Source organism: uncultured Duncaniella sp. (assembly GCF_910577345.1).
Lineage (GTDB): Bacteria > Bacteroidota > Bacteroidia > Bacteroidales > Muribaculaceae > Duncaniella.
On record NZ_CAJTMT010000022.1, the window covers coordinates 12,355 to 27,692 of the forward strand.

The window sequence follows — 15,338 nt, forward strand, 5'->3', positions numbered from 1 at the left end:
AACAAAAGTTTTTTTGTTATTTAATCTTTTAGTCCTACTATTCAACTCTACAATTTTATTGTTCAATCATATAATAATGAGGTCTTTGAATATAAGGCCTCATTATTATTTATGTAGCCACATTATTTATAAATATTTATAAATATTTATAAATCCTTATGTTCCTTCTGACCCTTATGTCATTATGTACCCTTCCCGCAAGAGCCTTCCTAAAAGGGCCTTCCCTCAAAAAAATTCTATGCTGAAAAAATCCTTATGTTCCTTCTGACCTTATGTCTTTATGTACCCTTCCCGCAAGAGCCTTCCTACAAGGGCCTTCCCTCAAAAAAATTCTAAGCTGAAAAACCCTTTTGTCCCTTCTGACCTTATGTCATTATGTACCCTTCCAACCCTAAACCTTTCCCGCAAAAAATAAAACCTGCTGCGATTCGTCCGAACCACAGCAGGCTTCTTTTTTATTACTGATTTTCTATCCCAATAGCATCGGGATTGGCAATGGAAATGCTTTTAGCGGATGATGACCTTGCTCACCTTGTTGCCCTGACGGCGGATGAAGAGGCCATTTTCAGGATTGTCGACGCGGATACCCTGAAGGTTGAAATATTCAACGGGAGCGTTTTCCTCATTGACACCAACGTTGCCGATAGCACTTGTATCACCGGGAAGGTAGACCGAAAGGAGGTTGGCATCGGTATTGATGATGAATTCCTTGTTGGCATTGATAGCTGCAATATCATCGGCTGTCAAGGTAAAGGTCATTGTAGCTGATCCGTCGGCATTCTCGACTGTTGTCGCATCATCGTTGGTGTGGAGAGCAGTCCATGATGAGTTGCAAAGCTGTGCCCAGTTGGGTTTCTTTGCGAAGACCACCGCAAGCTGAGTGGTGGTTTCGGAAAGGGTAGCGAATACGCTGACGCCGGGAATACGTTCGCCGTAGCAGACAACACCGGTTGCGTCAAATGCGCCCGGGATGCGCTCAACCTTGGTGATAGTCGGACCACCGTCGCCCTGCACGAAGATAGAACCACCGGCATTTTCAAGCATAGCAGCTGTAACGCCGACAATAACCGTTCCGGTCGCCATGTCGGAGGGTGTGATTTTGCTTGTTCCGAGAAGATTCTGCCAATCACTACCCTTGACAAGCACCTGCGCACCTGAGGAACCGGCTGCCGAGAAAGTATACTTCAGAGCATCCCCTGCTTCGAGTTTTGAAGGATTGATTGTAGCTCCGGAGTTCCAGCCTGAAAGCACGAGCTCACCTTCAAAAAGAAGGTTGGGGTCAACATCGTCGGCTGTCACGAGCTGAATTGAATTAATCACAAGATTCTGGCCCTGCACTATGAGTCCTGTAGCCTTCAACTGTGCGGCGGCAGTGGCATTGAGATCCCATGAGGCAGATGGTTCGGTGGGATTTTTGAACGATGTTCCGTCAAGTTCAGGCCAGCCATCGGAATTGGTCTTGATTCCGAGATTGGTATAGTTTATGGAAGGGTCAAGGTTCATGTCAACGGTCAGGTTGACCACGAGCTGACAGCCTTCTGCGGCAGCGGTGAATTCCGAGGCGGGAACACTGACATTGTCGCTCCAGCCGGTCAGTTTCGTACTTCCCTCCCATACGGTGATAGTTGTGGCGGATGCGGTGAAAGTTGCGGCTGCCATGAGCACGCTTGCGAGTAAGTGTTTCATCATAAGCGGTGGTTTTTGGTTTTAGAGGTTAATTTCGATGTATCAATTTTATTTTTAAGGTAAGAAGATGTCGGTCAGTAGAGTCCCATGCTCCCATGAGTTATGAGGATGTCGAAATGCATCCGCTTGCAAATTTATGCAAATTTAAGTGGCAATTGTGATACTATTTTACCCTATTTATTGCATAAAACTGATGTGGGCGGGAGTGGGCTTCCGAATAAATTCCCGTGTATCACATATTTTATAATAAGGACAGCACACGCATGTTTTTGCAATTCAGTGAAAATTCGTAAATTTGCACCTCAGTTATGAGCGCCATAGAAGACATAAGGCAATCACTAAAGCCCGAGCTTGAGCGGCTCGACACACTCATCAGCCGCACCCTTGATTCGTCAAACCCATTGATGAATCAGGTAATCAACAACTATTTGAGTCATAAAGGCAAGCAGCTCCGTCCGATGCTCGTCATGCTGACGGCCAAGCTGTTTGGCGGAGTCAACGACAATGCACTCACCGCAGCAGCCTCCGTTGAAATCCTCCACAATGCCTCGCTCATCCATGACGATGTGGTAGACGACTCCGATTGCCGACACGGCCACGACACTATCAATGCCGTGTGGGACAATCATGTGGCAGTCCTCGTCGGTGACTTCTTCGTTTCCAACGCGCTCAAACTTGCAGTGGAGACAGAGGATCTGCGCGTCATCCGTGCCATCGCCGATCTCGGCAAACTTCTCTCTCTCGGAGAGATGGACCAGATCTACAACGCACGCTACCACGAACTCAACGAGGAGTCGTATTTCAAGGTCATATCCCACAAGACTGCATCGCTTTTCGTGACCTGCGTGTCGATGGGAGCATATTGCACCGGTGTCGACGACTGGCGTCTCGGGGCCATCCGCGAATTTGCAGAACTCTTCGGACGCTGTTTTCAGATAAAGGATGACATCTTCGATTATTTCGATTCCAAAATCATAGGTAAACCCACCGGCAACGACCTCCGCGAAGGTAAGGTGACACTTCCGCTGCTCTATGCGCTTACCAAGACCGATGCCCCCGGACGCGAGGAGATGATAGCCATGCTCCGCGAGGAACGCGCACTGTCCGACAGCGACATCCGCCGCCTCATCGAATTCGCCCATCAGAACGGCGGTATCGACTATGCCTACGCCACAATGGAGCGCATGAGGGCAGAAGCCGTTGCTATCCTCGATAAGTTCAACACCCCCGTCACCGACGAATTCAAAGCCCTCCTCGACTTCGTAATCTCCAGAAAGCATTAAGAAAACCCTTGCGGGAAGGCATTTTGCCGGAATTCCCTTTTGCGGGAAGGGCTCGCCTGCGGGAAAGTCACTTCTGCGGGAAGGGCACACCTGCGGGAAGGGCACAGAAAGACATAAGGGCAGAAGAAACAAAAGGATTTTTCAGCTATTCGATTGGCTGAAAAATCCTTTTTCCTTTTTATGTTTATGCCCTGATTTTTATGCCTTTGGCTTTTATGTTACTTATGCCTTTGCTTCCATGTTATGCCTCTCTATTAGCCCTATTGGGCTTATTAGACTTATTAGCCCTATTTACCCTATTGGACTTATTAGCCCTATTAGGCCTATTAGGCTTATTAGACTTTCCCCTCCCCTAAGAAAAAAATCCATGCAGCTCCCTTTCCGGCAGCCACATGGATTCTATTTCTTGAACAGCACTTGCCTCGAAAGGCAAGCGCTGAACTATTATCTATTTCAATTATCCTTAGCGGATGACAACCTTGCTAACCTTGCTACCCTGACGACGGATGTAGAGACCGGCCTCGGGATTGTCTACACGGATACCCTGAAGGTTGAAGTATTCGACAGGGGCATTCTCGTCGGCACCGATTTCATCAATGGCGCTGCTGGCAGCCTCTTCAATCTCGACAGGCTGCACCTGAACATTGCCGTTAAAGCTACCGATGATGGCCTTGATGTTATAAGTCTTGCCCTCGAAGTCGGTGGGAAGAGTTACGTTGCTGTTGAATTGGTTGTAACCTGCAAATTCAGTCTCACCCTGCTTGAAGGTGATATTGCGGTTATCAACGGCTGCAAAAGTTACGCCGTTGATTTCAACATAGTCAAACACATCAGCCGCAGTGATTTCAGCAAGAGTGACGACTCGCGGAGCTACTTCATTATGTCCGAAAGCAGCTTCGAGACCTTCAGCTTTGGTAATCTGAGGATTACCTCCATATACACCGTAAACGCCCTGGAATCCGCCGGGAATGCTGTCGCCTGACTGATAGGTCTGATCAATTTTGCCATAAATAAGGATACGGCCTGAATTATCCTTTACAAAAAGGTTAGTGCCAATCTGATAGATAACCTCAACGGCATTCTTGATGATGACGGGATTAATCTTGTCGGCCTTTGCGATGAATGCGGCGATATCAGCGACTTCTTCAGTTTCGACAGGAGCCTCATCACCATCATTATATGTAATGGTATTGAGAGTCACAAGACCATTAGCACTACCGGAGGCACAGTCAAATGTAATACGGTAGTAAAGATTTCCTTTGGGAGCAGGAAGAGTAAACGTCATGTTGCCTGCCTTGAAATTTTCCGCTGGAATCTCCACTGTGGTTTCAATTGTAGCGAAATCAGCAGCAGCAGATGTTTCAAGTTTAATGGCATTAATCTTTGCAGCTGTGATAGCGTTAAGGTTGGCAACAACCGAAGATATTGCTTCCGGAATAGCGAAGTCTGTGGTGACTGTTCCAACGGAAGCATTGTTTTTACGGCCACACTTCACATAGTCCCATTTATTATTGTTATTGTTGAAGTTTGTGAGAGTCCAGATATTGTCACCGACCTTCACTTTCCAACCGTTATCATAAGAGCTGACAGACTCCTGATTGAAATTTGCACCGAACTGGCAAGTGTAGAACAGGAAGAATCATGGCAACAAGGAGTGCCAACGAGAGTAAAATTTTCTTCATAAGCAATTGTGTTTTGAGATGGTTATTGAATTTTCGTTAGATATAAGTTAATTATCACCCGCAAAGATAAGCATAATAAAGATAACATTTTATAACATTTTTGTTAAAAACAACCTTTTAAGGCCAACTATTTGCTGTTTTCTAACATCCTCCCCTCACCGATAAATATTTGGTTCAACCTAAAAACACCCCAACCTTATAAGAAAGAGGTACATAAATTCAGAAATCACATAAATTACAGATGATTTATCAAATAGAATAATTCAATGTCTCCAAATTCTGTAATCTATGTCATTTATGAATTTATGTACCTCTTTCTTCATCTATCAGCATAAAAAAATACGAGATGAAAACCTTTTGAGTTTTCATCTCGCTTACATTTCTTCATTTTTGCGCTTCAGGATGGGCTTGAACCAACGACCCCCTGATTAACAGTCAGGTGCTCTAACCAACTGAGCTACTGAAGCAATTAGGACTGCGATACGCTTACCGCAAGTGCAAGTTACAAAGGATTCCTCTGTTTTTTGCGATGCAAAATTACGCTGTTTTTTTCAATTGTGCAACCTTTTCTGAAAAAAAATGCAAGATAAATGATTTTTTCATGGATTTTTTTTCAAAAATCTGACTATTTAGTAGTTTGATTGTTGTAATTATTGACTAACTTTGGTCTCCGTTTCAACGATTTCATCAATTCAGCCGATTTTTATGAAAAAACTTACCCTCGTTGCCGCCCTGCTTGTCACCATAAGCCTCCTCGCCTCTGCGGCCACGCGCAGCAAGAAGAGCGAGATTTCGCGGAACCTTGATATTTTCAATGCCTTATATAAGGAATTGCAGACATTCTATGTCGATTCGATTGATGCCGAAAAGTCAATCAATACGGCCATATCTGCGATGCTCAACGATATTGACCCCTACACGGAATATTTCTCCTCGAAGGACCAGGACAAATTCCGCACCATGACCACCGGCGAATACGGCGGCATCGGTTCTGTCATCCAGCAGAACGAGAGAGGCGTGATGGTGGTCGAGCCTTACAAGGGAAGCCCCGCGCAGCTTGCGGGTCTGCGTCCCGGCGACATCTTCCTACAGATTGACGGCGACACCGTCACCGGCTGGCCCTCCGACAAGGTGAGCGAGAAGCTCAAAGGTCAGAGCGGCTCTACCCTCCGCCTCGTGATGAAACGCCCCTGGACCGAGGACTCAATCCTGAACTTTGAATTGAAACGTGCCAAAATCCAGATGCCGTCAGTCCCCTACGTCGGGATGCTCCGTCCGGGTGTGGGCTACGTCAACCTCACCACCTTCTCCGAAAAGAGCTACCCGGAAGTACGTTCCGGCGTTGAACAACTCATCAAGGATGGCGCCACAAGCCTCATCCTCGACCTCCGTGGCAATGGGGGCGGTCTCGTCGAGAGCGCTGTCGAAATCCTCGGTATGTTCCTCCCGAAAGGCACCACCGTGCTGACAACCCGTGGCAAAGGTGTCCTGAACGAGAAGGTCTACCGCACAAGTGTCAATCCGGTCGACACGAAGATTCCCCTTGTGGTCCTCGTCGACGGTGCGTCGGCTTCGGCCTCGGAGATTGTGACAGGTGCGCTTCAGGACCTCGACCGCGCCGTGGTCATCGGCAACCGCTCATTTGGCAAGGGTCTGGTGCAGAGCACCCGCGAACTCCCCTACGACGGCCTTCTGAAAGTAACTGTTGCGAAATACTATATTCCCTCCGGCCGTCTCATTCAGGCCATCGATTACTCCCACCGCAATCCTGACGGCTCTGTAGCCCGCATCCCCGACAGCCTCACCACCGTGTTCAAGACCGCAGGCGGACGTGAGGTGCGCGACGGCGGCGGCATCACCCCCGACATCAAAATCGAGTATCCCGAAGTGAACCGCATGACCTACAACGTCGTGCGCGACAACTGGGCCTTCGACTTCGCTACTAAATATGCCTCCGAACACGACACCGTCCCCACTCCGGAGACATTCGAGGTCACCGATGAAATCTACGAACAGTTCAAGGACTTCATCGACCCCTCGAAGTTCAACTATGACAAGGTCTGCGAGAACGCCGTCGACCAGCTCCGCGAGATTGCAAAGGTGGAGGGCTACATGAACGACTCGACCGCAGCTCAGTTCGACATCCTCGCCTCATTGCTCAAACATGACCTCAAACATGACCTCGACATCAACCGCAAAAACCTCAGCCCCTATATCGCCCGCGAGATCCTCAACCGCTACTACTTCAACCGTGGCGAGGTCATCTACTCGCTCCGCGACGATGCGGCCATCGACTCGGCTGTCGAAGTCCTCACCACCCCTCGCTTCAACGAGATCCTCGGCAAGAATAAATGATATTAAGATAAAGGCACAGAAGGACAGAAGGTCAGAAATTACATAAATATTTATCAGGGAATGGGGCAATCAACGGACCCTTCCCGAATCTTTGAAAGAATCTTTTGTCTCTTCTGACCATTATGTCTTTCTGTGCCCTTCAAGACTCCGGAACAGAACATAGCATCTGATTATGACCATTCAGCAACTCAGCGATGAATTCATGACTGCCCGCCGCCGGGAAGCCCTTCAGAAGGCTCTCGGCGGCGAGGCTGCGATAGTGTCCGTCTACAACCTCGCCGGATCGGCTCCAGCGATGATGCTCGGCGCAATACCTCCGCGCAAGGTTCCGACCGTAGTCGTAGGCGATTCGCTCGACGACGCCGGCTATCTCTATCATGATCTCTCTCGCCTCGTCGGCGAGGACAAGGTGCTGATGTTCCCCTCCGGCTACAAGCGCGACATCAAGTATGGTCAGGTCGACCCTCCTTCACAGATACTCCGCACGGAGGCCCTCAACCGTTGGTATTCCGAGCATCCTCCGGTCTATGTGGTCACCTATCCCGAAGCTCTTGCCGAGAAGGTTGCGCGCCGCGAGGTGATTGACAAACACACACTCCATCTGCGCAAGGATACCCAGGTAGACCTCATGGAAACAATCAAATGGCTTCGCGCCAATGGATTTCTCGAGGTGGACTATGTCTATGAACCGGGGCAGTTCGCTGCGCGAGGCTCAATCCTCGACATCTTCGGCTACAGTAACGAACTCCCCTTCCGTGTCGACTTCTTCGGCGATGACATCGACTCGATCCGCACGTTCAACATCGAGACCCAGTTGTCCGAAAAGCAGATGGACGAAGTGGCCATCACATCCGGAGTGGCCTCGCAGGCATCCGGCGAATCGCTTCTTGATTTCATTGACCCATCGACTCTCTTTGTGGTGCGCGACGCCCTTTTCACCGTAGAGCGCGTGAAAGCCATCGGAAACGAGGAACTCTCGGAGAGCGCAATTGTTGCCGGCGAGTCCGACACCAATGCAATGAAGCAGGTGGTCGACGGCGATGATTTTGCCCGCAAGTTCGTCGGTTTCACCCAACTGCGTTTCACTGCCGCCGCCCAGCCCGACCCCTCGGCAAAGGCAAGCCTCGATTTCAAATGCTCCCCGCAGGTCATCTACCACAAGAACTTCGAGCTAATCAGCGAAAGTTTCACCAAATTCCTCTCTGAAGGCTACAAAATCTATATCCTCAGCGACAGCGAGAAACAGATTGAGCGATTGAAAGTCATCTTCGCCGACCGTGGCGACGACATTGTCTTCGCGCCCGTTCTCTCAACACTCCACGAAGGTTTCACCGACCATTCGCTCAAGATATGCGTCTTCACCGACCATCAGATTTTCGACCGTTTCCATAAATACACCCTCAAGAGCGATCGTGCCCGCTCCGGCAAGCTCGCACTCTCGCTCAAGGAACTCAGCGCCATAGAGCCGGGAGATTTCATTGTCCATGTGGACCACGGCGTGGGAAAATTCGCCGGTCTCCTCCGCACAAACGTCAACGGCAAGACTCAGGAGATGATAAAACTCGTCTATGCCAACGATGACATTATTTTCGTCTCCATCCATGCCCTCCACAAGCTCGCAAAGTATCGTGGCAAGGAGGGTGTACCGCCGAAAATCAACAAACTCGGTTCCGGCGCATGGAACAAGATGAAGGAGCGCACAAAGTCGAAACTTAAGGACATTGCCCGCGACCTCATCAAGCTCTATGCCGCCCGCAAGGAGGAGAAAGGCCATGCCTTCGCCCCCGACAGCTATCTGCAGCAGGAACTCGAAGCATCCTTCATCTATGAGGACACCCCAGACCAGCTCACAGCCACAAAAGCCGTGAAGGCCGACATGGAGAGCGAGAAGCCGATGGACCGCCTCATCTGCGGCGACGTCGGTTTCGGCAAGACGGAGATTGCCATCCGCGCGGCGTTCAAGGCCGCTGTCGACGGCAAGCAGACAGCCGTGCTCGTCCCGACCACAGTCCTTGCCTATCAGCACTACAACACCTTCCGCGAACGCCTTAAGGAACTCCCCGTGAGGGTCGACTACATATCCCGCGCACGAACCGCCAAACAGGTGCGCGAAATCATCAAGGACCTCGCCGAAGGCAAGATTGACATCCTCATCGGCACCCATAAGCTCATCGGCAAGGAGGTGAAGTTCAAGGACCTCGGCCTCCTCATCGTCGACGAGGAGCAGAAATTCGGCGTGGCAGTCAAGGAGAAGCTGAAACAGATGAAGGTCAACGTCGACACCCTCACCATGAGTGCGACCCCCATCCCCCGTACACTCCAATTCTCGCTCATGGGTGCGCGCGACCTCACATCGCTCAATACTCCTCCGGCCAACCGCTATCCCATCATCACCTCCGTCAGCGCAGGGAGCGACGACATCATCGCCGAAGCGGTCAACTTCGAGCTGTCGCGCAACGGCCAGGTGTTCATGATCAACAACCGCATCGAGGGTCTCTACGAACTCGAAGCGCAGGTGAAACGCCTTGTGCCCGACGCGCGCATCATCGTGGCCCACGGCCAGATGCCCCCCGAAAAACTCGAGAAGGCTATCATCGACTTCGCCAACCATGACTATGATGTGCTCATCGCCACGACCATCATCGAAAGCGGCATAGACATGCCGAACGTCAACACCATAATCGTCAACAACGCCCAAAATTTCGGTCTGAGCGAGCTTCATCAGTTGCGTGGACGAGTAGGCCGCAGCAACCGCAAGGCATTCTGCTATCTGCTCGTACCGCCCCACGTCCCCCTCTCGCCCGTAGCGCGCCGCCGTCTGCAGGCCATCGAGAGTTTCAGCGAGCTCGGCAGCGGTATCCATATCGCCATGCAGGACCTCGACATCCGTGGAGCGGGCAATCTGCTCGGTGCCGAACAGTCAGGCTTCATCGCCGACCTCGGCTACGAGACCTATCAGAAAATCCTTAAGGAAGCCGTCACCGAACTCCGCACCGAAGAATTCTCTGACCTCGAGCAAGCCGATCGCCTCGGCGACGAGGAGACCACCGACTATGTTGCCGACTGCGTCATTGAGAGTGACATGGAACTGCTTCTCCCCGCCGACTATGTACCCACCGAAAGCGAACGCATATCCCTCTATCAGGAACTCGACGGAATCGAACGCGAAATCGACCTCCAGGCCTTCAAGAACCGCCTGACCGACCGCTTCGGAGCCATCCCGTCGGTGACAGCCGAACTCCTGCGCATCCCCCGTCTGCGCCGTCTCGCCCGCCGTCTCGGCATCGAGAAAGTGTCGTTGAAACAGGGTAAGATGTACACCTTCTTTGTCGACGAGAGCAACAAGGCATATTATCAGTCCGAGATGTTCGGCAAAATGCTCAACTATCTCACCGCCAACCCGCGCCGCGTCCAGATACGCGAACGCAACGGCAAACGCTCCTTCGCCATCGCCGACGTCGACACCGTCGAAACCGCCGTCGCCATCCTCCAGCAAATCATCGGCTGACACCCCGAAGACTATAATCTATTTTCCCTACTCATGTATGAAATGGAACAAAAAGCAACCGGAATGTATAGGCAGGCTTCCTTGACTCAAAATTCAATGCGCAGGTCAATACCCAAACATCCGCTGTAACGTATCCACTATATCATGCATCTCATCCTCTGATATTTCTCCAATCAATCCGGACAGTCTTGATTTATCGACTGTCTTTATCTGGTCAAGTACCGCATAACTATTATTCTTCAACCCACTTGTCTCTGTTGCCTTAATCAGTATTCTGGTTGGTAGATTCCTTTCCGGTGAAGTCAGGGGCACAATCATCACTGTCCTGAGGAAAGCATTCATCTCGTCGGGCGAGATAATCAGGCATGGCCTCGTCTTATTCATTTCAGCCCCCACGGTTGGATCAAGATTCACCCAATACAATTGAAATCTCTTCATAGTCGGCTTTATTTCGGTTTAAAATTTTTCTTATTGAACAGAAAAAATATCATATCAATTCAATAGACTCTGAATCAAGGTGGTCAGGCAGCAGCATAGCATCCTCACCCTCCTTCGCATATTCAGCGAATGCCTCTGCCCACCCTTCGCGTCTTGTCTGAGGTTTTGAGATGACAATCTGATTGTTTTTAAACTCGATATTAACTGACGAACCCTTCTTGAATCCGCCTTCATTTGCAATGTATCGCGGGATAATTACCCCGACAGATGTACCGACTTGGGAAATCTTGGCTAACATGATAATCTGAAATTAATTAGTATAATCTATAAAGCTGTCAGGTTGTCGATGACGTATAGGATCAACATAATCCTTATTTCTCTTCAACGACGCAAAGATATGGAATGTTTGCAATATTACAATAACATTATAATGAAAATTATAATATAATTATAATATTTTCAACTGACACACGGTTCCCACAATTTCCAATTACCTTCCCCCCTATCCCATCAAAAACAAAAAAAATCCATCTGCAATGTTACTTACAGATGGATTCTTTATTTCATGTCGGGGTGGCGAGATTCGAACTCGCGACCCCCTGCTCCCAAAGCAGGTGCGCTAACCGGACTGCGCTACGCCCCGATAGTCCATAGCCTTAAGGCGACCCTTGAAGAGTTATGCCCGGCTTTGACCGCTGCAAAGGTAGTCACAAATTTTTTCTTATGCAAACCCTTATGCGTGTATTTACGCAAACCACCCACACTATTTCCTCAAGCCTATTATTAAATAGGAGATGGATGGTTAGTTACACAGATTCATAAGAAGAGGTGCTGTAATAAGGGACTGCATATATTCTTTTGTCCCTTCTCTCCTTTTGTTCTTTTGTATCTGCTTCACGACACCACATTCTGCGGCTCCCCGAAGCAGAACTTCCGCAGATTCTCAATCGAGATGTCGACCAAACGCTGACGGGCCTGTGATGACTGCCAGGCGATATGAGGCGTGACATAGCAGCGCGGACATCCGATAAGCGGCGAACCCGAACGTGGCGGTTCCTCGCAAAGCACATCTATTCCTGCACCGGCAATCCGTCCCTCACGCAGAGCATCGGCCAGAGCCTCCTCGTCGACAAGCGGTCCGCGGGAAGTGTTGATCAATACAGCAGTAGGTTTCATCATCGCCAGAGCCTCGCGGTTGATGATTCCCTTCGTGGCAGGAGTGAGGGCTGAATTAAGCGAAATCACATCACTCCGCTTGAAAAGCTCGTCGAGTCCGACGCGCTCCACCCCTTCGGGAAGCTCACGCCCCGAATTGGTAATCACCTTCATCCCGAAAGCCTGAGCTATGGCGGCTACACGACGCCCGATGTTACCCATGCCGATGATTCCCATCGTCATTCCTGCAAGCTCGTTGAAAGCACTCAGTCGATAGCTGAAATCGCGGTTTCCGGCCCACTCGCCATGGTTGACAGAATCTGCATAATCGCCGATGGTGTTTATGATGTGGAGAAGATGGGCAAACACGAGCTGCGCAACCGAATCAGTCGAATAGGCAGGAACGTTGCAGACGGTGATACCGCGACGCTTGGCGGCCTCGATGTCCACGTTATTGTAGCCCGTCGCAAGCACTCCGATAAACTTCAGGTCGGGCAATTCACCCATAAGTTCATCGGTGATAAGCACTTTGTTGGTATATATGGCCTCGGCATCCTTGGCACGGGCCACAACCTCATCAGGAGCCGTGCGGTCGTAGACCGTCAACTCCCCTAACTCTTTCAGGGCATCCCACGAAAGGTCGCCGCTGTTGGCCACATAGCCGTCGAGAATCACAATCTTTTTCATGCCCCAAAGTTACGCAACTCCCTCCGAATTTCCAACAGCAAGAGACATCCCTTTTTATCCTATCAGTATAGCAGTGAGTGAGATTTCGCCCTGCGCACCGGTGATATGGACAGCCTCTATGTCGGCAGTGGCCGATGGACCTGTGTAGAAAGCTCCATAGCGGCCGTTTGCCAGATTGAGCGCGGCGTAGGCCTGATGCAGACCGCTGTAGATTTTGTCAACTTCGAGAAGCAGATAAAGATCGGTCGAGAACAACGCACAGGCCGTCAGTCCGAGCGATTCCTCAGTGACCCATATCGAACCCGTCTCCCCGACTCCGAGGATACCGTTGGCCACGCAGATGTCAACCACATTGGCCGAATGAGGATCGGTCGTGGAATCAACCTCGAAATTGCCTTTGAAACCTGCGACCGCCGAATAAACGGTCTTACCGTCAGTCTCCAGATTTTCAGCAAGCCATCTGAGCGCATCCCCACGGGTCGGGACCCTCACAGCCTTACCGTCAAAACCCTCAAGCTTGGCAATAAAATTCTCCACCTTATCACCCTTGATGTCATACATAGGCACATCCGGCAAACCAACCTCTGTGTGGCGCTCACGTCCTGCCCGTATGCGGGCCATTATCCTATCTCGCGACGACTCCTGAACCGAAGCCGAAAGAACATCCTTGCTCATAATGCAAAATTCATAATTCTAAATTCATAATTCAAAGGACCCATCCGGTCATTTCCACACCAAAAATATATAATTTTTAGCCAAGGCACCGTAGTCATACAAACAGCAAGAGCATATAACAGTCATTGTAAGAGTGTATAATTGATTTAGGCGTATGTAATGGTCATTCGGCATACGCGTTACAGCGCGTCCCTACAACCAGTCCTAATAACGAGGCAAATAACGACCCCGACAGCCAAAACTATTATCTATACTCTATACTTTAACCTCTATACTAAAACTTAACACTTTATCCTTTATCCTTAATACTTCTAAAATAGTACTCCCTGAACGTCTCCTTCGGAGGGTCGGGGTTGGCATGGTCCTTGGCCCAGGGATTGGCAGGAGAATTGAGAAGCCATTTCGGAAGATTCCGAAGTGCCCAAAGTCCGAGCTTCTCCGCATGTGAGAGATTGGTCGAATTACGCAATGCAAGAGCCATTCCGCTCTCCTCCATGCGGTGCATAAGCTCATCCTCATGCCGTTCCACAACCTCGGTGCGCCAATAGAACACATATTCAGGAATCGGCACCTTCACCGGACAGACATTCCCACATGAACCGCAATGGGTGCAGGAATAGGGGAGACGCGCATAGCTGTGAAGGTCATAACTCGGCTCCAGGACTATACCAATGGGGCCCATGTAAGGTGCATCGTAACTGATACCCGACGTGCGTCGGAACACCGGACAGGTGTTCATACACGCACCGCAGCGTATACACTTCAACACCTCGAAATAGTCGGCACCGAGGCGCTTCGACCGTCCGTTGTCGACGATGATGACGTGCATCTCCTGCCCCTTGCGCGGACGGGTGTAGTGCGACGTATATTGCGTGATGTCAAAGCCTAAGGCACTGCGCGAGAGCAGACGGATGAACAGAGGAAGATCGCGCTGTCTCGGAATCAGTTTCTCAATTCCGACACTTGCCACAAAGAGCGGAGGCACGTTAGCGCTTATGTCAGCGTTCCCCTCATTTGTAGCCACGACAATCGTACCCGTCTCAGCCACGGCGAAGTTCACACCGTTCATCCCCGCATCGACCTTTATATAGTTCTGACGCATATTCTTGCGCATGACACTGTTGAGATAGTGAGGATCATCAATGTCCGGGTCGCTTCCGAGTTTCTCGGCAAAGAGTTTGGCCACATCTCCCCGCAGTTTGTGGATGGCAGGCATCACGATGTGCGACGGACGCTGATTGTCGAGCTGCTGGATACGCTCACCTAAATCGGCCTCGTAGACATCTATTCCGCGCGCTTCAAGATACTCACGCATCCCGCATTCATCCATCAGCATGGACTTACCCTTGGTGACGGTCTTAACATGGTGGGCGGTGAAGATTTCATGGACAATACGGTTGTGTTCCTCCGCATCCTCAGCCCAATGGACATGTACGCCGTTCTCCTTCAGACGGGTCTCAAACTCCTCCAGATAACGGTCCAGATGAGTGAGCGTGTGCAGCTTTATCTGCGAAGCAAGACTCCGCATCTCCTCCCACTCCGGAATTTCCGAAGCAACCTTGTCGCGACGCATACGCGCAGCCCACAGACAGCGGTCGTGGCTCACGCGATGGGGAGTATCCGCAATGAACTTCGCTCCCAATTTAACCTGATTGACCTGACTCATAACTTGACTCTAAACCTTTGATATTATTTTTTCGATAATTGGGCGGGTGGGAAAATAGAGATTAGAAAATCGAGATTAATAGAAATGCCAAATAGCAAGATAAATAATTGGCTGAAGCGAACCTAAATAGTGAGACCACATCCGGCATACGCGCTACAGCGCGTCCCTACAACGCCAATATAAGGCATCATAAAAATACCGAC

General features: G+C 50.1%; 10 protein-coding genes and 2 tRNA genes. 3 read left to right on the plus strand and 9 right to left on the minus strand.

Annotated elements, in window-relative coordinates:
- Positions 1 to 507: 507 nt before the first annotated feature.
- Positions 508 to 1,689, minus strand: coding sequence for a hypothetical protein (locus tag QZ310_RS09830; protein WP_297072333.1), 1,182 nt, complete (start codon positions 1,687 to 1,689; stop codon positions 508 to 510).
- 305 nt (positions 1,690 to 1,994) lie between these two features.
- Here QZ310_RS09830 and QZ310_RS09835 point away from each other — a divergent pair, with 305 nt between their 5' ends.
- On the plus strand, positions 1,995 to 2,969 hold the full coding sequence (locus QZ310_RS09835; RefSeq protein WP_297072334.1) for a polyprenyl synthetase family protein: 975 nt from the start codon (positions 1,995 to 1,997) through the stop codon (positions 2,967 to 2,969).
- A 463-nt stretch (positions 2,970 to 3,432) separates the two neighbouring features.
- Here the strand turns inward: QZ310_RS09835 and QZ310_RS09840 are convergent, their stop codons facing one another.
- Complete coding sequence (locus tag QZ310_RS09840) at positions 3,433 to 4,530, minus strand: hypothetical protein (protein WP_297072335.1); 1,098 nt, start codon at positions 4,528 to 4,530, stop codon at positions 3,433 to 3,435.
- A gap of 514 nt (positions 4,531 to 5,044) precedes the next feature.
- Positions 5,045 to 5,118, minus strand: a tRNA-Asn gene (locus tag QZ310_RS09845).
- Positions 5,119 to 5,356: 238 nt separating this feature from the next.
- Between QZ310_RS09845 and QZ310_RS09850 the strand changes: the two genes are divergently transcribed.
- Together QZ310_RS09850 and mfd are read left to right on the plus strand one after the other, a co-directional pair.
- Positions 5,357 to 7,006, plus strand: a complete 1,650-nt coding sequence (locus QZ310_RS09850) for a S41 family peptidase (protein ID WP_297072336.1) — start codon at positions 5,357 to 5,359, stop codon at positions 7,004 to 7,006.
- 172 nt (positions 7,007 to 7,178) lie between these two features.
- Positions 7,179 to 10,514, plus strand: coding sequence for a transcription-repair coupling factor (mfd, locus tag QZ310_RS09855; RefSeq protein ID WP_297072337.1), 3,336 nt, complete (start codon positions 7,179 to 7,181; stop codon positions 10,512 to 10,514).
- 105 nt (positions 10,515 to 10,619) lie between these two features.
- Here the strand turns inward: mfd and QZ310_RS09860 are convergent, their stop codons facing one another.
- The 6 genes from QZ310_RS09860 to QZ310_RS09885 all read right to left on the minus strand — a co-directional run bounded on the left by QZ310_RS09860 (position 10,620) and on the right by QZ310_RS09885 (position 15,135).
- On the minus strand, positions 10,620 to 10,952 hold the full coding sequence (locus tag QZ310_RS09860) for a type II toxin-antitoxin system PemK/MazF family toxin (RefSeq protein ID WP_297072338.1): 333 nt from the start codon (positions 10,950 to 10,952) through the stop codon (positions 10,620 to 10,622).
- A gap of 49 nt (positions 10,953 to 11,001) precedes the next feature.
- Complete coding sequence (locus QZ310_RS09865) at positions 11,002 to 11,250, minus strand: AbrB/MazE/SpoVT family DNA-binding domain-containing protein (RefSeq protein WP_297072339.1); 249 nt, start codon at positions 11,248 to 11,250, stop codon at positions 11,002 to 11,004.
- Between the two features lie 270 nt (positions 11,251 to 11,520).
- A tRNA-Pro gene (locus tag QZ310_RS09870) sits at positions 11,521 to 11,595 on the minus strand.
- A 251-nt stretch (positions 11,596 to 11,846) separates the two neighbouring features.
- Positions 11,847 to 12,794, minus strand: a complete 948-nt coding sequence (locus QZ310_RS09875; RefSeq protein WP_297072340.1) for a D-2-hydroxyacid dehydrogenase — start codon at positions 12,792 to 12,794, stop codon at positions 11,847 to 11,849.
- 54 nt (positions 12,795 to 12,848) lie between these two features.
- Entirely contained in the window at positions 12,849 to 13,469 is a 621-nt protein-coding gene (locus QZ310_RS09880; RefSeq protein WP_297072341.1) for an LUD domain-containing protein, read from the minus strand.
- A 289-nt stretch (positions 13,470 to 13,758) separates the two neighbouring features.
- The gene (locus tag QZ310_RS09885; RefSeq protein ID WP_297072342.1) at positions 13,759 to 15,135 is read right to left on the minus strand and encodes a lactate utilization protein B; all 1,377 of its coding nucleotides are present in this window, start codon (positions 15,133 to 15,135) and stop codon (positions 13,759 to 13,761) included.
- Positions 15,136 to 15,338: the final 203 nt, after the last annotated feature.